Raw genomic sequence first — 22,178 nt, forward strand, 5'->3', positions numbered from 1 at the left:
GCGGGAATAAAGGAGATGATGTGATGAATAAAAACATCACTATGCGTGACATAGCGAACCAGCTTGGCGTGAGTAGTGTAACCGTGTCAAAAGCACTTAATGATAAAGAAGGCGTAAGTGAAGAGCTAAAGGAACGCATTAAACAACTGGCAAGTGAACTTGGATACCGAGTGAATATGGCAGCTAAAACGATGCGCGAAGGATTAACCTATAACATTGGGGTCATTATTCCTGAAAGATTTACAGGTCCGGATCAGTCTTTCTATCTACGTGTCTACCAAGAAATATCGAAGTCTCTAGAAGCTACTGGATATTATGGGATTTTGCACATCCTTAGCAGTTCTGATGAAGAAGGTCTCCTTCTTCCTAGGATTTACTATGACCGTAAAGTAGATGGTTTTATCGTACTAGGTCAGATTAATAAGCCTTATATTGAAGTGATTGAGAACATAGAACAGCCAAAACTGTTTCTGGATTTTTATGATGAACACTCGAGTATCGATTCTGTAGTCACGGATAATTTTTATGGTGCCTATGAACTTACAAATTATTTAATCCAGCAAGGACATCGGGATATCGCCTATGTGGGTAACCTTTACTCCACAAGCAGTATTCAGGATCGTTTCTTAGGCTATTACAAGTCACTGCTTGAACATCACATTCATTTAGAACCGAAGTGGATTATCAATGATCGGGACGAACAGGGAACCTATATTGACATTGAGCTCCCTTCCCCGCTTCCTACTGCATTTGTATGTAACTGTGACCAAGTCGCATACTCTGTAGTACAGAAGCTCAAACTGATGGGCCACCGGGTACCAGAAGATTGCTCCGTCGTGGGTTTTGATAATGATATTTATGCCACCCTTACAGAGCCACATCTTACGACTATTGATGTCAACATCAATCAAATGGCTCAAACTGCTGTTCAGTCTCTTCTTCGTCAGATCAATCATCCCGATGTTCGATTTGGCAGACTGGTTGTAAAAGGTGAAATCATCTACAGAGATTCCGTAAAATCTTTGAATTCGGCAGCTGCGCCTGAATAACAAAAAAATACAAAAAGGATGCAAAGTATCATAACTCTGCATCCTTTTTTGATTTTATGATTTACATGAAGCTTATCTATGTAGGCGGCCGCTCTGCGGCGGCAAAAAGTGGGTGCACTTTTAGGATGGGAACGTGAGGATTTTTTTTGTTAGGTCCCATAATAAATATCCATTTTCCCTGTTGGAAGAGTGGTCGCATTCCATACAGCAGCCAGGTTATCCGGAGCAATCGTTGCAGCCGTAATATAATCACCAATAAGTTCTGTAGGAATTGGAGATATTCCATTTGGATTAAATGAAGTCGTTGTGACACGCCGATTTGCAAAAGAAGCTCCCCCGTCAAATGATTCAGCAACAAACACATCCAGAAGAAATCCGTCAATCCGGTTCGTATAGTAAATCACACGTATGGTTCCCGTATAAGGCGATACGGTAATAGAAGGGCTGAAGTTTTGTGAACCTGCAGGTGCTCCTGTAATACTAACCGGCGCCGTCCATAGAAGACCATCTGGGGATTTACAGAACAAAATATCGGTATAACCATTTCTTGCATCATTCCATACGCTATATACACTACCGCTATAAGGGCCATTGGAGATATCTGCACCTAAACTTAAGTTGGTCTGAACACGAAAGTTATAATTAGGTACAGGCAGTGGAGAAGGAGCTTTAACTACAGAAGATATAAAGGTAGACTGTCTTTGCACAGGTGGTTGATAGGTGACTCCCCCATCATATGAAATTCGTAAGAAAGCAATGGGATTAATCGGTCCTGTTAATATAAACCCAGCATAGACCTGCCCTGAAAAACCGACCGCAAGTGCAGCACGATCGTGAAAGCCTCGAGGATCTGAAATGCGATCTGGTTCTTCCCAGTTCAGCCCTTGGTCTAAGGAGCGCTGTACAAAAATAGCAGTCGCAGAGGCAGAAAGCGGCGTGTACCCGACATAAGCATTTCCACGGAATGGACTACCGGGTGATCGATCTACTGATATAAAGGGTTCATCATTGTGCACTATCGTGCCATAGCCACGCTTAACAAAGACAGGCGGTGACCATGTTTCTCCGTCATCAAAAGAGGTGTAGCTGATGATTGTACCGTCATTCAAATCATTAAATACATGGACCGTAACAATGAATGTTTGAGGAAATGTATAATCTATCGTAGGTGCTTCTGCTCCTGCGTATCCTGCAGGCTGGGGAAGAATCTCCGTGGTCCATGTTAATCCACCATCTATTGATCGATAAAAACCGGTTCCTGTAGGTCCCGAACTTGTGTCTACCGCTACCACGCATAAGACATTCGGATTTAAAGTGTTTACTGCAATGGAAGGCTCGAACTGCGTACCGCCAAGTCCCGCAGTAATATTAACCACTGGCATTTCGCTCACCCTCTTTTATTAAGAAGTAATGGTAAACTGATCAATATAAGTCATCTCCGATTGAAGAACACGCTGAATAATTTCTCCAGCTGAATCGATCCCATATACGTGCGTTATGGTGCTCGTTGCACTAAAAAAGTCACTTTGAACTTCATAATATCCTGCGTCTGAAAGTGCGTAGAGTAATGTTTTTGTCATGAGCGGTTGAACTTGAATTAAATTAATGCCAATGGGTGTTCGGCTGGTTAGAGATACATTCCATTTGAACACTTGTATTTCAATATTAGAGGGAATATAAGGGGAATCATTTAAACAAGTAACTAAGATCTGCGTTGATCCGCTTACACCTGAAGAATTATAGATTAAACCCGTAGAATATGGCATAAGTCTCCCTCCTTTCCGCTCACCTCTTATTAACGAATTGTACTAATCTATTCTATGTTGATAGGTTACGAATGACGCGGCTGTCTTATCGTAAAAGAATTCTTTATTCTCGATAAATAGGCTGCAATTAATCATATGATCTGACTCCATAAAAAAAGAATCCCCATCCTAAGGATGGAGATTCTCTATACCCGCAGTTTTTCTCCGCTTTGCGTTTCAAAACACTTTTATGATGCGTGAATGTATCAAAACTTGCTTTACCATGATACGATCCCATACCACTTTCCCCCACACCGCCAAAAGGCAGATAAGGCGAAGTTAAGTGCGCAAGTGTTTCATTGATACAGCCGCCGCCGAAGGAAACTCGGCTCAGCAACTCATCTTGTACTTCTTTACTCTCAGAGAAAACGTAGAAAGCTAACGGTTTTGGACGATTCGTAATTTCTTCAATAATCTCGTTCAAATCATCATATACGATTACAGGAAGAATCGGACCAAAGATTTCTTCTTGCATAACCGGATCATTCCAAGAAATTTGATCGAGGATTGTCGGCTCTATGAATTGTCTAGAAGCATCTGTTCTACCGCCAAAATACGGATTCCCATTGTCTAAGAAAGCACGTAGTCGATTAAATTGTTTTTCATTTATAATTTTAGGGAAATCAGGATTTTTGGAAATATCTTCCCCATATAACCCATGAATTGCTTCTTTAAGTTTGCTAAGGAACTGATCTTTTACATCACGATGTATCAGCAGATAGTCTGGAGCAACGCAAGTTTGTCCTGCATTGAGAAACTTCCCTCTAGCGATCCGCTTCGCAGCAGTATCAAGATCAGCATCATTATGCACGATACAAGGACTCTTACCGCCGAGTTCCAAAGTAACCGGAGTTAGATGTTTAGAAGCAGCTTCCATTACTACTTTTCCGACATTTGTGCTTCCTGTAAAGAAGATATAATCAAATTTTTCTTTTAGAAGAGCAGTGCTCGTTTCGACTTCACCCTCTACAACCGCAATATACTCTTCAGGGAAGTTATCACTTATCATTTTAGTAATGATACTTGATGTCGCTGGAGTAAATTCTGATGGTTTCAGTACTGCACAGTTACCGCCGGCAATTGCTCCTACAAGAGGAGAGACAGCCAACTGGAACGGATAGTTCCATGGGGCAATAATCAAAGCATCACCATATGGCTCTGGGTAGATTACGCTCGAAGCATCTGTAATATAAGCAGGCGTTTCTACATTTTTAGGTTCCATCCATGCTTTCAAGTTCTCTAAGGAATAGTTAATTTCCTCAAGAACCAGTTTAATTTCCGAAGAATATCCTTCAGCCTCCGACTTATTCAAGTCTTTTCTGAGAGCTGCTAGAATTTCTTTTTCATTTGTAAGAATTGCTTCTTTCAATGTATTTAATGAATCCATTCGATATTGAATAGGTTTTGTTACCCCTGTTTTGAAGAATGTCCGCTGTCTTTTTGCCAAATTCTCGTAATTTTCCATGATTCACATTCTCCTCTGTATGTTAGTCTGTATGTTAGTATGATTTGAATTTTTACTCGCTAACTTTAACGAGCATCTTACCTAGGTTCGCACCTTTAAATAATTGAAGGAAGGCCTCAACAACGTTATCAAAACCATCAACAACGGTTTCTTCATATTTTAATTTCCCTTCAGACAGCCATTTTCCAAGCTCTTGAAGTCCTTCTGACTGACGATCTGCATAATCACTAAGTACAAATCCTTTGAGTAAAGAACGAGTCTTTATCATTTGACTTTGGATACGAGGTCCTACATCTCCATCCGTACTGTTGTAAGAAGATATCGCGCCGCACAGCGGGATACGTGCATGATCATTCAGCAAGCTCATCACTGCATCTGAGATCGGACCACCTACGTTATCAAAATAAACATCAACACCACTCGGACATGCTTTTTCCAAATCCTGTTTGATATTTTCTGTTGTTTTATAATTAATAGCTGCATCAAAGTTCAGCTCTTGCATTAAGTAGTTGCATTTTTCATCCGTACCGGCAATACCAACCACACGTGCACCTTTGATTTTAGCGATCTGACCCACGAACATACCAACGGAACCCGCTGCACCTGAGACAACCACAGTTTCTCCTTCTTTAGGTTGACCAATATCAAGTAATCCAAAGTAGGCAGTAAGTCCTGTTAGACCAAGAACACTCAAATAAGCAGATACAGGGGCGATCGACTCATCAATCTTAGTAACTTTGTTATCATCTACTGTATTGAAGAGCTGCCAGCCCAGCATACCGATTACTTTGTCCCCTTCTTTGTACTTATCTGATTTCGATTCTACGATCTCTCCTACAGCTCCACCTTTAATTACATCATTTAATTGATAAGGAGGAACATACGATTTCGAATCATTCATTCTGCCGCGCATATAAGGATCTACCGAAAGATATAAAGTTTTTACAACAACTTGTCCCTCTTGAGGCTGCTGTACTTCTACCTCTTTAAATTCAAAATCACTCGGAGCAGGCAATCCTTCCGGACGCTTTATCAGTAGTACTTGTTTATTCTTTGCTGTCTGATTCATATGATCACTTCTCCATTACTACGGAATTTTTTAAGTTTCACATCTACTTATTACCCGCCCGATCAGAAATCTAACGGAACATGATGATTGGCAGTTCTTAATTCGATAGTTTTAAAACTTTCAAATTATTATCAAAAAATGATGGGTTTCTGGACATTCGAGTTACAAACTGTCCAAGAAACCCGGTAAAAATTCGGTAAATGTATCTTCTCGCAGACTGCTGCACTTATTCTGACCCATGCGTGTCACGCTGACTAAATCAGCTTCGTACAAAATCTTAAGGTGATAGGATACGTTTGACTTATCCATTCCCATTGATTCACCAATCGTGCCGCAAGTGTTGTTGTCCCGGTGGTGATAAAGATATCGAATCATTTCTATACGTTTTATCTCTGACAATGCTTTAAAAATTTTAACCCGTTTTACATCATTTATTGAAGAGTATTGTTTGATCATCATAGAACTATTGTATTGTTCTCTTTTCTTAAAGTCAAATCTATTGAATACTACAGCTTTAAATAACGCGTTACCGCAACTTATTATTTGAATATTTACGTATGAGCGCTTTTCCGAATCTGATCATATACCTTTTTTAAAGGGATTCCGTGGGAAAGTGCCAACTGTTTGCATTCTTCATATTCAGGAGCCCACTCAACCACTTGTCCTGCATAGATTCCCTTCTTTACCGTCACACTCCCCCACTCCGTTTCCACTTGTTCAAATATTCGTTCTAAGCGGTGTACGGTTAATGGATAATAACGAATCCCGAGTGTGGTGGTTTCTGTAAAAAGGATTTCTTTCATTTTCTCTATTTTAGAAGTAGAACACAGCAATTGAAGTAAGGTTCCTGGTCTGTTCTTCTTCATATAAATCGGTGTATAAAATACATCATTGGCACCATTTTCGAATAATAAGTCCATAACATATCCCAGCCATTCTCCGGGGATATCGTCTAGATTCACTTCCATTTTGACCATTTCCATATCCACATGTTCATGACTCGGAGGATGGTGAGATTGCATAGTCCTGCTCCTCTCTGTTTCTCTATTCACCAATGATGACCCGAAGGGCATTCGGATGATCCGGGAATGTTTTTGTTCCTGCTCCATAGCCAATCGTTTGAATTCTCATAGAGGGAATGGACCCAAACTCCTCTGCTAAGACCGCAATAAGCGCGGCGCCCGTCGGTGTTGTCAGTTCACCCCTAATATCAGAGCGCTCTATAGGGATACCACGTAACATTTCAAGTGTTGCGGGTGCGGGCACAGGATATATTCCATGATCAATGCGAATTTTCCCTTTACCGACTGGGATGGGCGACGATATGACAGTATCAATTCCTAACTGATGGAACGCAATAGCGCCACCTACAATATCGATTATAGAGTCAACCGCGCCCACTTCATGAAAATGTACCTCATCCAGAGGAACTCCATGTATTTTCCCTTCTGCTTCCCCGATTTTTTTGAAAATTTGCAAGGCTGTATTTTCCACTTGTTCTGAAAAGCCAGACGCTTTAATTAATTGAACAATGTCCTTATACGAACGATGAGCATGATGGTGATGATCATGTCCATGTACTTGTTTATGAGTATGGTTGTGTTCATGGGTATGTACATGTTCCTGATCTTCATGTGTATGGACGTGCTCTTGGGAATGCTCATGCTCATGTTCACGTTCATGTGAATGAGCGTACTCATGACCCCCGCGACCATGAGAATGAGAATATTCATTCTTATGACCGACTTTTTCAGGAGTATGAGTATGACTATGTACATGCAAGTGATTATCTTTTTGCAAAATCACATCGAATTTGGTGCAGGTGATGCCATTTTTCAGAACCTTTTCCCATCTCAACTCATACTCGTCTTCCATTCGAAGTTTGCTTAGTTCTTCTCTTAAATGAACCGGATCAGCCCCCGCATCAAGCAATGCGCCAATGAACATATCTCCGCTAATCCCAGAGAAACAATCGAGATATAGTGTTTTCAATAGTTACAATCCCTTCTGAATCAGCTTATGAATGAGTGCAGCATTATACCCGCCGCCAAATCCGTTATCAATATTGACAACACTGATGCCTGAAGCACAAGAATTTAGCATCGTAAGCAGTGCTGACAAGCCGTTAAAGTTTGCTCCATAGCCGATACTGGTTGGGACCGCAATGACGGGATGAGCAACTAAGCCGCCTACCACACTTGGCAAAGCTCCTTCCATACCAGCCACAACCACCGAAACAACCGCATTTTGGATTTCTTCCGCATGGTGCAGTAGACGGTGAATGCCTGCGACACCCACATCGTAGATTCGGTGAACACTGCTACCGAGGACTTCGGCCGTAACGGCTGCTTCTTCCGCTACACGAATATCCGAGGTGCCGGCAGCAATCACAGCAATATATCCGGGCAGGTTACTAGGAGTCTCTTGCTTTTTCCAATAAAGAATCCTTGCAACATCGTTATATATCAACTCAGGCAGAACATTCTGAACTTCTTTCGCCTTATCCTCGGTTACTCTTGTGACCAGTACCTGATTGTTCTGCGCACGTAGAGACTGGACAATGGAAATAATATGTTCCGATGTTTTGCCTTCTCCATAGACAATCTCAGGGAAACCTTGGCGTTTTTTTCGATGATGATCCACCTTTGCGAAGCCCAAGTCTTCAAAAGCAGCGAAGTACTCCTTCGCTTCATCCACACTCAGTTCTCCATTTTTCACTTGATTTAGTATGTTCTCCAGCATCTCATGCACCTCTTTACTTCGCTTCTTGCATTAGAAAATGTATAAAAAGAATACAGAATGTCTCACTTGTAAGGATTGATCTTTTCTTACTACACTACATTGGAAGAACTTTATTCATGCTACCGCTGTGATAACCAAGCAAATCCATCGTAACGTACTTATATCCATAGTCTTGAAGTTCCTCTACGATATCAGAGTGATGTTCTAATACAATTCTCATATCTTGCGGTTCCACTTCAATTCTTGCAATCTCTTGATGGGTTCGAACGCGAACCTGGCGGATTCCGAGTGATTTCAAGTAAGCCTCTGCTCGTTCTACTTTTTTAAGCTTCTCATTCGTAATATGCTCCCCATAAGCAATCCTGGAGGATAGACACGCAAAGGAAGGCTTATCCCATGTAGGTAAATTACGTTCTTTCGAAAGTTCTCTAATCTCTTGTTTGTATAGTTCTGCTTCAAGCAAAGGACCGCGAATCCCTCTTTCTTTTGCTGCCTGCATTCCTGGTCGAAATTCGTTCATATCGTCAGCGATGACACCGTATACAATATTCTGAAATGACATTCGCTCAAGTACAGGGATGAGATGGTCAAACAAGCTGCTTTTACAAAAATAACAGCGGTTCTTATTGTTTTCCGCATACCCCGGAATGGCAAGTTCCGAAGTTTCGATTACCTGATGGTTTACACCAATCTGAGCTGCCAGTTCCTTCGCTTCTTCCAATTCACTTGATGGGTAGGTCTCTGAATCTGCAGTAACCGCTAGAACATGATCCGCTCCTAAGGTATCGACAGCAACTTTTAGAAGAAAGGTACTGTCAACCCCGCCGGAGAAGGCAACGACGACGGACTTCATTTCCAGAAGGATGGCTTGTAATTGGTTATATTTATTCTCAAGCTGGGCCAATCCCTCTGATTTTCCTGTAAGTTCATATAGATTCGTCATTCTTCTCCTCCTGGTTCAAAATAAGTTTCCTTCCCTGTCAAAAGGAATATCATATAGGTCCGATACCAGTTCCATCTGAGGATGCTGTTTCACCATTTCTATTAAAGCCTCAGATACTTCGATCTCATTAAGTACGAGTGTATTTTTGATACGAACCATTTTTACTTGATGAAAATCTAGAATATTGCTTGTTTTAATCGCAGCCTGAATTGCTTCACGATCGTTAGATAACGTCGTTGCAATTTTGGTCGGCGCTACTACGGTAGACGTGAGTCCATTCGCATACATCGTTTCGAGATCCATCTTGTCTACGAGTCTTTGAGTTGTAAAGTCCGCTGTTCCTACCCCATTCGCATTTCCTTCCGATTGTGAAGTCAAGTCAAGGACCACCATCTTATTCACGTCAGGACCACCATGAGCGTACGGGGTAGGATACCGACCTGTAATGTTAGGGTCCATTCCATCACCGCTTATGTTTTTGCCAATCTCATCAATAACCAGTACTTCTAATTGATCAAAGAACAGTTTAGGCAACATTTCCTTTGCTTTCATCTGTAACCCTGCTTCTTTCTCTTCAATCTCATCGGGCGTAAGGGTCTCGATGACAGCTACTTTATCAAATGCGTTCTCAACGGTTGCTACTCCAAACAAAACGGGTCTTTTCTCCATTATCATTTTAGCCATAGCAGGTACATTCTCGGCCATATATTTAAATCCGAGCTGGTGACAAGCCTCAGCACCTTTTTGCTTACCAAGACCTATACTAATCATCTTCATGATTCCGCTTTCAACCGGACCTCTAAAAGCAGTATGGGGCTTGATCCGGTTAATAACAACGATTCCGTCAGCATTAGCCGCATACTGATCTATATATACGGGTAGTCCATTAGACAGCTCTCCAAGCTGAACGACTTCCATAGAGGAACGTATCTCACAATTCATGGTCTCTTCGGTTACCCCGAGATGTGCCAGTACTTCGCGCTGTCCTTCTGCTGTAGCGCCGCCATGGCTGCCCATACTTGGTACGATAAAGGGTTTCGCTCCGGCATCTTGCAGAAACTTAACAGTCACGTAAGTGATTTCCGCAAGTCTGTCGAGTCCTCTGCTGCCGACGGCGATCGCAATTTCCATTCCAGGCTTTATTTTGCTTAGGATTTTCTCACGGTCCAGCTTCTTTCTAAGTTCTGTTTCCAAGTCTTTGATCTGATTGTCATCAAAATCAACTTTTACTTTTGCCATTTTTGGAACAGGAATATCTTTTAAAAGTTCTTGTAAAATCCCCATACTGCACTTCTCTCCTTTATCAGCTGCCTGCGGATGTCTTACTACCTAATAAATAACATTTTATGCGTATTATTTCTACCATTATCTATATTCTGATGTTTTTTCCATAAAGATGGATTGTCTGTATAATACCATTATATTTCCTTGATGTCCCCGGTCTGGATCATGCTTTAGCTTCGGAAAGTAAGAGAAACACGTTGTTGTAATAAAGGAAAACCCAATTTTTCATTCCCTTAACTTAAGCTCGCAAACCATTCTAGCCATTGCTTGAAACTTTATAGTTCAAGAAACCAAAAAAACACTCCGATAGCTAGAATCCATCTAACCATTGGAGTACAGTTTTTGTTGGGGTATGTTCCTTAAGAGCCGGATTTTTTAATTCACAACTCTTTTTCTTTTTTCAACCTGATTATAGCTTAATACAGCTCCCATAATCCCAATAGCCGCCATCAATGCACCTGTCAGCGGGATATAGGCAAGGCCCGCATGAGTAATGATGAATCCTCCGATAAATGCGCCAGAAGCGTTCCCTACATTAAGAGCAGAGTGACTTGAGGTGGCAGCGAGCCTTGGGGCTTCATGTGCCAAATTCATAATGCGAAGCTGTATTCCCGGCAAAATAGCAAATGCGGCTGCTCCCCATAAAAAAACGCAAATCAGCGTAAGAACGGGGTAATGCAGCACGCCTGATAAAATAAATAACAGTGCCGTCAAGACACTAAATATCGCGATCAGAGATGGCATGAGCTTCCAATCTGCAAGCCGCCCGCCAATTATATTTCCGAGCGTTACTCCCACACCGTACATTACGAGAATCCAGGTTACACTGCTCTCCTGAAAACCAGTAATATCCGTCATAAGTGGCGTGATGTAAGTAAAGACCGTAAACATACTACATGCACCAAAAGCCCCCGTAGCAAGCACAAGCAGTACTTGTGGCTGGAAAAGACTGCGAACCTCTTTGGATAGACTCGCCTCTGTTGTTTGCTCTATTTTAGGTATTAAGAAGATGATGCCAATAAGTGAGATGATCCCCATAATCGTAATCGCTATGAAGGAAGCACGCCAACCCATATTTTGACCAATCATTGTGCCAAAAGGAACACCGATGATGTTAGAGATGGTAAGTCCCGCTAATACCATGGATACAGCGCCGGCTCGTTTTTCAGGACGCACCAATTGAGTTGCAATGAGCGACCCTGTTCCAAGAAATGTTCCGTGAGCTAGAGCTGTTAACAGGCGTGACCCCATTAATAATTCATAGGTAGGAGCTATTGCCCCAATAAAGTTACCTAGAATAAAGATTGCCATTAAAATACAAAGCAGCGGTTTTTGAGGAATTCGATTGGTGAGAATGGTGAGTACAGGTGCGCCGATCGCGACACCAAGTGCATATCCGGTAATTAACTGTCCAGCCTGTGGAATCGTAACACTCAGATCACTTGCAACATTAGGCAGAATACCCATAATTACAAATTCAGTCATACCGATCGCAAATGCACCCAGCGTCAGACAGAGGAGCGCAAAAGGAAAACGCTCTTTCTTTTTTGAAACATTAGGATGTGTTGTACATGAGGTTTGCATAAATCTCTCCTATTTTCTGAAAATTTTCTGTGACTTTTTCTATACTATCATTTTTTCTATTACGAAGCAGACAAAAAAGAGCAACCTCCTAATAGAGGCTGCCCAGACTGTAAAGTTATTAATGAATCATCAATCAAGATGATATTCATATTTTCCTATGTTAAAGAAGCTTTATAGATCGTTTCCACGGAACTTGTTAACAGCTTATTGAAATCTTGATCTGTCTGATCTGCTATAAGACTTTCCGCTAAGGCACGTGAGAAACTTGCAATCACTCCATGGTTGCGAGCCAATTTCTCATTCGCTTCTTCTCGTTCATATCCCCCAGATAAAGCCACTACTCGAAGTACATGAGGATGGCTCACAAGCTCCCTATAGTAATTATCTTCGCTTGGCAAGGAAAGCTTCAACATCACTTTTACGTTCTCATCAAGTGTAGACAGATGCTTAGTTAATTCGTCTCTTAAAATTTCTTCCGATTTTTGTTTATCTTCACTATAGATATCTACTTCCGGTTCAATAATCGGCATGAGTCCTTTGGCCAAGATTTGCTTGGCAACTTCGAATTGCTGGGTTACGACTTCTTTAATCGCTTCTTTATTCGCTTCTTTAATCACGGAACGCATCTTCGTCCCGAAAATCCCTTTTTCATTTGCTCGGTCCAGCAAACGATCTAGTTCAGGCATTGGTTTCATGAGCTGGACTCCATTTTTCTCCTCAGCTAATCCTTTATCAATCTTGAGAAAGGGAACAATGCCTTTCTCCTCCCACAAGTACTCCCCAGTAAATTTTCCGTCTATTTTACGATCCATTGTATTTTCAAACAAGATCGCTCCTAAAATATAATCCGAAGAGAAAGCAGGACTTTTAATGATTCGTGTTCTCATCTCGTGTACAAGTGTATACATCTCTTCTTCATTACTATATTCCGTTTCCTTTACTCCGTATTGCAGCAAGGCTTTGGGAGTACTGCCCCCGCTTTGATCCAGGGCTGCAATAAATCCTTTTCCTGATTCCATTCGTTCTCGTTGTTTTTGATTCATCTTAATATACTCCTTTCTTTTTCTGCACTTAATTAAAAAAATAGAACTCCATTTTACTCACTCTCCTATTTCTATACCGTAGTTCAGCAATTCCCAAACATTTGGCGGGAAGAAAGAAATCATTTTATCGTGTAAATAAAGCAGGATAATTTTGGTAAAATGTTGAATATTGTCCATATAAAAAGATTATTATTCAAATATTGAGGTGCGCGATGAAAAAAACAATGATTTTATTTCTTTTCAGTTTATTATTATGCAGTATTTTTCCAAACATCGGGCATGCTTCGAGTAATCCGCCTAAAGCCAAAATTATTCTTGATGGTAAAGAAATCAAACTGCCTTCCCCTGCACAAGTGAGCATCATAAATAATTCGGTCATGATTCCCATCCGTGTTGTTGCAGAGAATTTGAACTTTAAAGTAACCTGGGATCAAAAGATAAAACGCGTCAAAATTCAGAATGATACAGATACCTTAACGCTCACCGTGAATAAAAAAGAAGCCTTGATCAACGACATAGCCTCCCTGCTTGAGGTTTCACCAAGGAATCTGAATAATACGGTCGTTGTGCCGCTTCGGTTTGTAAGTGAAAATATGGGACTTGCTGTGAAATGGGATAATAAGAATAAAGTCGTTACGCTTACAAGCAGTATTCCTGTAGCAGGTTCAAATGGCATTGAAGAAGGGACCTATAAGGAACCTGTCAAACAAGTGAATGATATGTATTTTGCAAACAACCAGCTCGTCGTTTCTTTAGATGGGGATGTAAAACCTTCTATATCTACACTTGCTAATCCTCAGCGGATTGTGGTCGATATCCCGAACGCGACTTTCTCCAGCTCCTTTTCTCAATCTTTAAACATAGGGACGATAGGTAAGCTAGACGTTAGCGGATACTCAACTGTTTCCGAGGTGAGATATTCCTTATTCAGTCGTGATCCGGAAGTTGTTCGAATTGTTATCGTTGCTGAAGAAGAAATCCCTTTTGAGTTTCAGACGGAAATGGAATCAAATACCCTTGTTGTCGATGTAACGGAAGCGGATGAAAATAGCACTTTTGTCCCTCTTCCTGCTCCTATTCCTATTCCACCAGTTGACAATTCAGGACGTAAAACGGTTGTAATCGATCCCGGTCATGGCGGCAGCGATCCAGGTACAATCGGTATTACAAATACACATGAAAAAGATTTTACTTTAGCTTTATCGTTAAAAGTAGAAACATTATTACAAAGTGAGCCGGAGATCAATGTCGTTATGACTCGTGATGAAGATGTATACCCTACCCGGACGGAACGAGTCGCCTTAGCGAATCAATTAAAAGCAGATCTATTTGTATCGATTCATGGGAATAGTGTCCTAGCCTCCCCTCAAGCCAGCGGAACCGAATCCTATTATTATCAGCGAAGCAGCAGTAAAGATTTAGCAAAGGTTATTCATAAGCATCTCGTGAAGGCACTTGGGTTTAAAGACCGCGGTGTTAAAGAAGGGAATTACCAAGTCATTAGAGAAACAACGATGCCCGCCGCACTGCTGGAGATTGGATTCCTTAGTAACCTAGCAGAAGAAGAGGCGCTCTTCACAGAAGCTGTACAAGATAAAGCAGCACAAGCCATTGTAGATGGAATTAAAGAGTATTTGGGTATTTAAAAATGAAGTGCTCTCATTTCTTATTTACATTTGTATAACTTAACATTTCTGAACCTATCTCTGAAAAAGAAGACCGCTGACATCATTGTCAGCGGTCTTTTTATCTAAATGGTCTTAACCATATTGAAGCCCATAATCACTATCCCAACACTCTATTTCCTGATTTATTATGTATATATCTTCATATGCTGAATACCATTAAATTAAATGATGAATAAGGAATGTAATTATTTTCCTGCACAAGCTACTTCAGAAAGAAACAAAGGAGTGACTCTTTATGCGTAAAAGTTTACAAGAATTTAGAGATCTCATGATTACAGAGAATAAGTTAGGTTTACATGCTGACGTTCTCATCGCTTTTGATCATCTTCTTGATATGGTAGACGATCATGAAGCACAACATCAAATCGAACTCGGGATTCAAAGAACAAACTATGAAAATTCGAATGGTTTGGTGGAGGCTGCCATTCGAGAAGAAATGCGTTTTTTTCGCGAAGCAATCCATACTGTCATAAAAAAGACCGTACTCGATCTTATTCATGTAGGAAAAAAAGATTGGCAGAAATTTTATGATCGTGTTCAGTAGTGGAATCAAAAAAAAGAAACCTATTCCTCACGGACGGTTTCTTTTTTCAAAATAAATGTGATAATGTGCAGCACACCCTTCATTAAACAGAGCGTGGCAATGCGGACAGCTGTCCGTATTCATATACTCTTTAATTGACAATTCGCTGTGACAATTCCCGCATAGGATCGCGAGTTCACTGAACTGCTCCTGCGGCCAGCGCCGAATGGCGTGATCAGCATGTTCCTCATGACATTTATAACAAGGATAATATCGGTTGCAGCATGCAAATTTCACTGCGATGATATCTTTTTCCGAATGATAATGAATACAGCGCGTTTCACGATCCAAGACAGCTCCATAAACGTCCACTTCAGATCCCCCCCATCCTTAATAGTAACACGACAAACGTAAATAAAAGTGCGATAACCAAGGCTATATAATCGATCCGCTTCATTTCAAGTTGTCTATAGACGGTTCTTCCCTTGCCATTCCCATACGCCCTAGCATCAATCGCATACGTTAGTTGTTCCGCACGTTTTACCGTTGTGAATAGCAAGGGAATGAGAATGGGAATGTACGAAAAAATACGTTTTGTCCAAGGTAGAGACGAAATGTCATATCCTCTTGCTTTTTGGGCAAGAAGAATCCGTTCAAGTTCTTGCATGATCGTGGGAATAAAACGGATTGCGATGACAATCATGAGCGAAAATTGTTCGATGGGCACGTTTAGTCTGGATAACGGTCCGAGAAGCCTTTCAAGCCCTTGAGCTAATGTTAAAGGTTTGGTAGTTAACGTCAAGATCGAGGCAAGTAAAATCAGCAATACAATTCGCATCACAAACCGCATACCATTTTGCAAACCCTCTACGGTTACATGTATAAAGGAATAAGACCAAAGAACCCTGCCTTCCGTTGTCAGCGTATGAAAGAAAAAAGTGAACGCTAATATAAGTAAAACAGGTTTTAAACTTCTCAGCACGATACGAAACGGGATATTGGATAATCGGTAAACCCCTATAACAAAAAGGGTAGCTGCTGTATAACTAACGAACGTTTTCAGCATCAAAAAGCTAAGCATAATAATGAATACGCTAAGTATCTTCGTTCGAGGATCCAGCTGATGAAGCATTGATTCTCGTTCCCTATATTCGCCTAGTAATAAGCTATTCGCCATTTGTAAGACCCCTTGCATGCCAAATGGGCAATATTCTATCAAAAACATCTCGTTCCTTACAGCTTTTCACTTCGATTGGCTGCCCGTACCATTGTTCGATGAACTGCAGGAACTCTATATGTTCTGGTAAAGATAACCCTGCTTGTCTTAGTAATTCTGTTTTTTTCAAAAATAAAGTATCTGCATCTTCATGACCGATGAGCAGTCCCGCCTTAAATATCATGACCTCATCCGAATATTCGGCAACATCATCCATATGATGGGATACAAAAATAATCGTGCAGTTATTTTGGTGCTGCCATTCCTTCAGCATCTTGAGTAGAGCTACTCGGCTCAAAGGATCAAGTCCTGCGGTTGGTTCATCTAAAATAAGCAGTTTTGGGTTCATAAGCAATACAGAAGCAATAGCAAGCCGCCGTTTCTGACCTCCACTTAATTGAAAAGGTGCATAGTTCAATACGTCTTTATAGAGTTCGACTTGTGGAAGTACATTTTCTATAGCCTCGTCAATCTGCTGCGACGAATATCCCTGAATCTTTGGTGCAAAAGCAAGTTCTTTGTACACCGTTGTTTCAAAAATTTGATGTTCCGGATACTGAAAAACAAAGCCGATTTCAGGTATGACTTTCATTCTTCCTTTGGAATCGGTTGGAACCCCCTCTTTATCAATAAAGTACTGTCCCTGAACCTTCGGAATGAGCCCCTTTAATACTTTGACAAAGGTAGATTTGCCCGCACCTGTTGGTCCGATGACAGAAATCCATTTTCCTTCATGCAAAGTGCAGGTGATCTGTCTTAGAGCCATCCGTCCGTCATAGTCCACAGCTACATCTATTAGTTCGCATTCCATTCCGAACGGATCATCTCCTTCCAATCTGCTGTAAGTGGTGTATTTAAATGAAGATTTTGATGTAAGCGGACAGAAAAGGGCTTTTCCAACTGATAATCGGTCACATTAACAGTTTCAAAAAAAGTCGCAGGTTCCCCATCAAATTCAATTCGGCCTTCATGTAGAAGCAGCAGCCGCTTGGCAAATAGTACCTCATCCATGTGATGGGTGATATGAATAATCGTCATGCCCTGACGGTGCAGCTCCTTCATGATCTTCATCACTTGCTCTCTTCCCTCAGGATCAAGCATGGATGTTGCTTCGTCAAAAATGATAATTTGTGGACGCATCGCTAATATAGCTGCAATGGCAACACGCTGTTTTTGTCCTCCAGACAGGTGGTGCGGCATCGCCTCTTTATAGTCCTCCATATGGACCATATGTAAAGCTTCCTCCACACGCTGATCCATCTCTTCTCTAGGCACCCGAATATTCTGAAGTCCAAACAGGATTTCATCCAGCACCGTTGTGGTGATAAACTGATCCTCTGGGTTTTGAAAGACAATCCCGATTTTCTCATGAATACTTACAAGATCCTCCGGATTTGAAGTCTCCAGATTGCCGAAGGTCACATGTCCCTGCTTCGGCAAGAGCAGTCCATCCATGAGCTTAGCTACCGTAGATTTTCCACAGCCATTGGCTCCAACCATCGCGACGAATTCACCGGGCTCAATTGTAAAGCTCAAATCATCCAAGATCGGATGTTCTTGTTGATAATAAAAATGTACATGATCAAAGATAAGCATCTATTTCGTTCCCTTCTGCCGATACCAAGCTGCGAAAAATCTGTCTATTCCTTCTTCAGAAAAGACAGGCGCAGGTTTTTGCCATCGAGTCACCGTTGAACCATTTACTCCAAATATCTCACCAGTTATATCCTGATCAGGCTGTGCCAGCAATGCGGCTACGAATTTCGCGACATCATCCGGTTCACCGATTTTCCAGAAATCAGGAAATGAATCTTTGCGCCTAGCGCACTTTTCTTTTATATGCTCAATTACAGGTCTAGTCATATCCGTTAATGCGGCAGGTGAAATACCATTTACACGAATTTGATAGCGCGCAAGCTCTGCAGCTAAAGTCCACACCATGCCGAGCATTCCGGCTTTTGCTGCACTATAATTCAACTGTCCTACAGAACCAGATAACCCGGCAGTCGATGTCATGAACAGAATATCGCCTCCATATGGAGTCATATAAGGCAATACTCGCTGAGTGCAATAGAAAGCACCATGTAAATGAACATCGATAACCGAGTTCCACTCATAATCCGTCATGCGTATACACTTTTGGTCATGTAAGTTACCAGCAGAGTGAATCAATACATCTATCCTGCCATACTTTTCTGCAACATGGTCTACCATCGCAGTAACTGCTAATGGGTCAGCGACGTTAGCACAGTATCCAGTAGCCACGCCTCCTGAGCTTCGAACTTCTCTTACCACTTCATCTATGAGACTTTGCTTGGTACCATTGATAACGACCTGATAACCGCTTAATCCAAGCTGAAGAGCAACACTTCTTCCAATGCCCCTGCTAGATCCGGTAATTAAAGCTGTTTTACCCATTAGAACCTCTCTTCCACTGAAAAAGTGCCCTTCGCAATGACTTCGCCAGTTTCTGCTGTAACAGTTATGTCAATTTGATCTACGCAGTCTTCAAAATGAAAACTTGCTACCGCATCTGTTAATAGTGGATTGATAAATTTCATGTTGCAGGTTTTGATCCACTGAGCTGGATGTTCCGCTAAATACAAGGACTGTGCAATACCCATGATGTACATTCCGTGTACAATAGGTCGTTTATACCCAGCCCTGGCTGCAGCTTCCTCATTCAAATGAATGGCAGCTCTATCTTTAGAGGCAGCAGCATACTGCTGAACAAGAGCAGTTGTGATTTGCTTTTTCATAATCCATCACCTACGGAGATTAATACCGTTTCTGCTGTAACGATAAGTTTGTTCTTACTGGTACACACGAGGCTATGAGTATACAAGGTCAAACTCCCATGCCGTCCTGCTTTTTTTTCTACTTTTTGTAACGATAATTCACAATCCAGAGTCATACCCGCCGTAAGTGGAGCCTCGTAGCTAAATTGCTGTGATCCATGAATTAGAGGTTCGTTCATAGGAAGCCACGGAATATCAAATTCACTCCAAAAAATAATCGGCATTGTGGCTGGGGCAATCAACTCACCGCTTGGTGTTGGCATGGGGAATTCGATGCTCTTCGCATACTGAGTTATCGACTTCGCAGATACATAAATCCGCTTCTGAAGCTTATTCATTTCACCGCCTCCACTAAGGTCGCAAGACCAATTCCTCCGCCAATACCAAGTGTAGCAAGCCCGCGTTTGTAAGGTTTTCGCAGCATTTCAGCACATAATCGCGTCATTAAAATAGCGCCGGATGCACCGTAAGGATGACCGATCGCCAGCGAACCACCACCACGATTGACCTTATCCTCTGGAATCTGAAGCTCTTTTAATGAGGCCAATACTTGTGAAGCAAAAGCTTCATTGAATTCAACGAGATCTATATCCTCCACTGTCAGCTGCTGACGGCTTAACAATTTTTGGACAGCAGGAACGGGCCCGATCCCTAAGTAATGTGGATCTACCCCTGCCGCCTGCGCATCCACAAAACGTAAGATAGGCTGTAATTTGAGCTCAGTACATTTATCACGGGACATGATAAGAACCAGTGCAGCACCATCATTGATTGGACATGCGTTACCAGCAGTAACCGTACCTTGATCCCGAAAGATAGGCGGTAATTTCTGCAATTTCGCAAAACTCGTATTGGCTCTTGGACATTCGTCCGTATCCACCCATTCTCCATTCGACTGAATAGGAACAATCTCCTCATCAAATCTTCCCAATTGCTGTGAATGTATTGCTTTTTGATGGCTCTTCAAAGCATACTCATCTTGTTCTTCTCTGGATATCTCATACTTTTCAGCTACATTCTCCGCAGCAACGCCCATATCTGGGTCGCCGTATGCACTTGGAGTGAAAGAGGCCCGCGTATATAGCTGTGGTACGCCCATTAAGGTTTGCGGCTTGGTCATTTTCCATGGAGCACGGCTTGTACTTTCGACCCCGCCTGCTAAATATACTTCACCCGCACCACTCTGAACTAGCCTCGCTGCAATATTAATCGCCTCTAAACCGGAACCGCACTGCCGATCAATGGTGACACCAGGTACCGTGACAGGAAGCCCCGCTTCGAGTGCAGCTACTCGTGCAATATTACCCCCTGGTCCTACCACATTGCCAATAATAATGTCATCAATGAGGTCCCTCTGCAAGTTTGTCGCAGATACGATATGCTCAATAAGCGGTGCTAATAAGGACTCCGGTTCCAGCTCACTAAAAATCCCGCCCATTTTACCGATCGGTGTACGTTTTGCCATGACAACGACAGCCTCTCTCATATCATCACTTCTTTCATGTATTCTTTCATCGCATGGCGAGCGACCTTTCCGCTGCTAGTATAGATGAATTGATCCACTGTAATGAGTTGTTTCGGGGCTTTGTAACTGGCTAAGTACCTGCGGCAATGATTTTTTATTTCTTCTATGGATAGGTTTTCTTCTCCACTCCATTGTACAAGTGCTGTCACTTGTTCTCCCCAATAGTCATCCGGCAGCCCAAGTACCATTACTTCTTTGATCGCCGGAATAAGCTTCATAACGGACTCGACTTCCTCAGCAAAAACATTCAGGCCTCCCGATACGATCATATTTTTAGCACGACCGGCCAAATGCAAATATCCATCCTCATCCTTCGATACATAGTCTCCAAGCATAAGCCATCCTTCACGGAAGATATTTGCCGTTTCGTTAGGTAATCCGTAATACCCTGAAAACATCATGTCACTTCGAATATATAGCTGTCCGATCTGTCCCTCAGGCACCTCTTTAAAATGTTCATCGCGAATCGAGATTTCTACGCCTTGAAATGATTTCCCAACCGAATTCGGTTTATTTTCTGCATATACATCAATATAACTGATATAGCTCGCTTCAGAAGAACCATAAAATTCGTAAAGCTTTGCTCCGCCAAAGATCTCCTTGGCCCTTTGCTTGGATGCTTCGGACCATTTTCCTCCCGAACTGATCAGGGCTTGCATATGTGCCCTGCCTGGAGTAGCTTCCTTCATCATCGATTCAATCATCGTAGGAACAACAAATAAAATCATGTCAGGATTACGTTCGCATAGTTCCAGTACCTTCTTAGGATCAAAATGGTCTACGATATGAAATGTCGCCCCACTTACGAGACTCTGTAATAAAGCAAATAACGACAAAGAGTGAACGAAGGGACCTGGTGCCATAATATGTTCCATGTTGTGAAACTCGAAGGCTTCATTTGTTGCTTCAAAGCTTTTCATCCAAGACAAATGACTACGCATATACCCCTTGGGCACTCCTGTTGTACCTGATGTGAAACCGATAAATAATAATTCGTTCGTTTCATCCACTTCGGCTGTTGGCTCGAAAGATTCGATCCAATCGTAATACGAGCCCTCATCTTCGGAAGCAATGGTAAGCAGCTGAATCTCGTTATCGCACCTAATCAGTTTATTCGCGTATGTTTTCTCCGTAAAAATTATACGAGGATCACATCGCTGTAAAATGGCATTAACCTCTGCCTGACTCCATTTTGGATCTAGAGGTATAGGCACGCAGCCTGCAAAGATGGCTGCAAGAAAAACTTCCACAAACTGGGTGCGATTCGTAGATAAAATGGCAATCTTATCATGATGGAGACCCTTCTGTTTGAAACCATGGGCGATTTTTTTGATCCTGGTTACTAATTCAGAGTAAGAAAGACTAGATCCATTATGAGATAAAGCAATTTTATCTGGCTGAACCGCTGCATGTCGCAATATCGGCTTTACTATATTCAATTTCA

Annotated in this window: 24 protein-coding genes; 3 read left to right on the forward strand and 21 right to left on the reverse strand. The window is 41.8% G+C overall.

Annotation, left to right across the window (positions count from 1 at the left end):
* The first annotated feature begins 23 nt into the window (after positions 1–23).
* Positions 24–1,049 carry a substrate-binding domain-containing protein gene (locus tag QPK24_RS13725; protein WP_285741946.1) on the forward strand — a complete coding sequence of 342 codons (1,026 nt, stop codon included), beginning with the start codon at positions 24–26 and terminating at the stop codon, positions 1,047–1,049.
* A gap of 149 nt (positions 1,050–1,198) precedes the next feature.
* On the opposite strand, the gene QPK24_RS13730 is transcribed toward QPK24_RS13725, so the two are convergent.
* From QPK24_RS13730 to QPK24_RS13785, 12 genes are all read right to left on the reverse strand, one after another.
* On the reverse strand, positions 1,199–2,431 hold the full coding sequence (locus QPK24_RS13730) for a sialidase family protein (RefSeq protein WP_285741949.1): 1,233 nt from the start codon (positions 2,429–2,431) through the stop codon (positions 1,199–1,201).
* An 18-nt stretch (positions 2,432–2,449) separates the two neighbouring features.
* Positions 2,450–2,815 carry a hypothetical protein gene (locus QPK24_RS13735; protein WP_285741951.1) on the reverse strand — a complete coding sequence of 122 codons (366 nt, stop codon included), beginning with the start codon at positions 2,813–2,815 and terminating at the stop codon, positions 2,450–2,452.
* Between the two features lie 127 nt (positions 2,816–2,942).
* Complete coding sequence (locus QPK24_RS13740) at positions 2,943–4,319, reverse strand: aldehyde dehydrogenase (protein WP_285741953.1); 1,377 nt, start codon at positions 4,317–4,319, stop codon at positions 2,943–2,945.
* Positions 4,320–4,371: 52 nt separating this feature from the next.
* Positions 4,372–5,388 (reverse strand): NADP-dependent oxidoreductase, encoded by a 1,017-nt coding sequence (locus QPK24_RS13745; RefSeq protein ID WP_285741955.1) that lies wholly within the window; start codon positions 5,386–5,388, stop codon positions 4,372–4,374.
* Positions 5,389–5,550: 162 nt separating this feature from the next.
* A complete protein-coding gene (locus tag QPK24_RS13750; RefSeq protein ID WP_285741957.1) occupies positions 5,551–5,847 on the reverse strand; it encodes an ArsR/SmtB family transcription factor in 297 nt (98 codons plus the stop codon).
* 92 nt (positions 5,848–5,939) lie between these two features.
* Positions 5,940–6,410, reverse strand: a complete 471-nt coding sequence (gene larC2, locus QPK24_RS13755; protein WP_285741959.1) for a nickel pincer cofactor biosynthesis protein LarC2 — start codon at positions 6,408–6,410, stop codon at positions 5,940–5,942.
* Between the two features lie 22 nt (positions 6,411–6,432).
* Positions 6,433–7,380, reverse strand: coding sequence for a nickel pincer cofactor biosynthesis protein LarC (gene larC / locus QPK24_RS13760; protein WP_285741961.1), 948 nt, complete (start codon positions 7,378–7,380; stop codon positions 6,433–6,435).
* A gap of 3 nt (positions 7,381–7,383) precedes the next feature.
* Entirely contained in the window at positions 7,384–8,130 is a 747-nt protein-coding gene (gene larB, locus QPK24_RS13765) for a nickel pincer cofactor biosynthesis protein LarB (protein WP_285741963.1), read from the reverse strand.
* 94 nt (positions 8,131–8,224) lie between these two features.
* Complete coding sequence (gene larE / locus QPK24_RS13770; protein ID WP_285741966.1) at positions 8,225–9,073, reverse strand: ATP-dependent sacrificial sulfur transferase LarE; 849 nt, start codon at positions 9,071–9,073, stop codon at positions 8,225–8,227.
* Between the two features lie 15 nt (positions 9,074–9,088).
* Positions 9,089–10,357: a nickel pincer cofactor-dependent isomerase, group 22 gene (locus QPK24_RS13775; protein ID WP_285741968.1), complete on the reverse strand. Its 1,269-nt coding sequence runs from the start codon at positions 10,355–10,357 to the stop codon at positions 9,089–9,091.
* A 375-nt stretch (positions 10,358–10,732) separates the two neighbouring features.
* Positions 10,733–11,941 (reverse strand): MFS transporter, encoded by a 1,209-nt coding sequence (locus QPK24_RS13780; RefSeq protein ID WP_285741970.1) that lies wholly within the window; start codon positions 11,939–11,941, stop codon positions 10,733–10,735.
* 155 nt (positions 11,942–12,096) lie between these two features.
* The gene (locus QPK24_RS13785; RefSeq protein ID WP_285741973.1) at positions 12,097–12,984 is read right to left on the reverse strand and encodes a fructose bisphosphate aldolase; all 888 of its coding nucleotides are present in this window, start codon (positions 12,982–12,984) and stop codon (positions 12,097–12,099) included.
* A gap of 212 nt (positions 12,985–13,196) precedes the next feature.
* Between QPK24_RS13785 and QPK24_RS13790 the strand changes: the two genes are divergently transcribed.
* Both QPK24_RS13790 and QPK24_RS13795 read left to right on the forward strand, forming a co-directional pair.
* On the forward strand, positions 13,197–14,630 hold the full coding sequence (locus QPK24_RS13790; protein ID WP_285741975.1) for an N-acetylmuramoyl-L-alanine amidase family protein: 1,434 nt from the start codon (positions 13,197–13,199) through the stop codon (positions 14,628–14,630).
* A 277-nt stretch (positions 14,631–14,907) separates the two neighbouring features.
* Entirely contained in the window at positions 14,908–15,216 is a 309-nt protein-coding gene (locus QPK24_RS13795) for a hypothetical protein (RefSeq protein ID WP_191799738.1), read from the forward strand.
* Positions 15,217–15,243: 27 nt separating this feature from the next.
* Here the strand turns inward: QPK24_RS13795 and QPK24_RS13800 are convergent, their stop codons facing one another.
* The 9 genes from QPK24_RS13800 to QPK24_RS13840 are packed head-to-tail and all read right to left on the reverse strand — an operon-like array spanning position 15,244 to position 22,173.
* Complete coding sequence (locus QPK24_RS13800) at positions 15,244–15,567, reverse strand: CHY zinc finger protein (RefSeq protein WP_285741979.1); 324 nt, start codon at positions 15,565–15,567, stop codon at positions 15,244–15,246.
* A gap of 1 nt (position 15,568) precedes the next feature.
* Entirely contained in the window at positions 15,569–16,372 is an 804-nt protein-coding gene (locus QPK24_RS13805) for an energy-coupling factor transporter transmembrane component T family protein (protein WP_285741981.1), read from the reverse strand.
* Positions 16,362–17,222 carry an ATP-binding cassette domain-containing protein gene (locus QPK24_RS13810; RefSeq protein WP_285741983.1) on the reverse strand — a complete coding sequence of 287 codons (861 nt, stop codon included), beginning with the start codon at positions 17,220–17,222 and terminating at the stop codon, positions 16,362–16,364. The genes QPK24_RS13805 and QPK24_RS13810 overlap by 11 nt, the downstream gene beginning before the upstream one ends.
* Complete coding sequence (locus tag QPK24_RS13815; protein WP_285741985.1) at positions 17,207–18,007, reverse strand: energy-coupling factor transporter ATPase; 801 nt, start codon at positions 18,005–18,007, stop codon at positions 17,207–17,209. Before QPK24_RS13815 ends, QPK24_RS13810 begins: the two co-directional genes overlap by 16 nt.
* Positions 18,008–18,829 (reverse strand): SDR family NAD(P)-dependent oxidoreductase, encoded by an 822-nt coding sequence (locus QPK24_RS13820; RefSeq protein WP_285741987.1) that lies wholly within the window; start codon positions 18,827–18,829, stop codon positions 18,008–18,010. It lies immediately after the preceding gene.
* Positions 18,829–19,170, reverse strand: a complete 342-nt coding sequence (locus QPK24_RS13825; RefSeq protein WP_285741989.1) for a MaoC family dehydratase — start codon at positions 19,168–19,170, stop codon at positions 18,829–18,831. Before QPK24_RS13825 ends, QPK24_RS13820 begins: the two co-directional genes overlap by 1 nt.
* A complete protein-coding gene (locus tag QPK24_RS13830) occupies positions 19,167–19,547 on the reverse strand; it encodes an FAS1-like dehydratase domain-containing protein (protein WP_285741991.1) in 381 nt (126 codons plus the stop codon). Before QPK24_RS13830 ends, QPK24_RS13825 begins: the two co-directional genes overlap by 4 nt.
* Positions 19,544–20,695, reverse strand: a complete 1,152-nt coding sequence (locus QPK24_RS13835; RefSeq protein ID WP_285741993.1) for a thiolase family protein — start codon at positions 20,693–20,695, stop codon at positions 19,544–19,546. The genes QPK24_RS13830 and QPK24_RS13835 overlap by 4 nt, the downstream gene beginning before the upstream one ends.
* On the reverse strand, positions 20,692–22,173 hold the full coding sequence (locus QPK24_RS13840) for an AMP-binding protein (RefSeq protein WP_285741995.1): 1,482 nt from the start codon (positions 22,171–22,173) through the stop codon (positions 20,692–20,694). Before QPK24_RS13840 ends, QPK24_RS13835 begins: the two co-directional genes overlap by 4 nt.
* Positions 22,174–22,178 lie beyond the last annotated feature (5 nt).

Source organism: Paenibacillus polygoni, assembly GCF_030263935.1.
Taxonomy (GTDB): domain Bacteria; phylum Bacillota; class Bacilli; order Paenibacillales; family Paenibacillaceae; genus Paenibacillus; species Paenibacillus polygoni.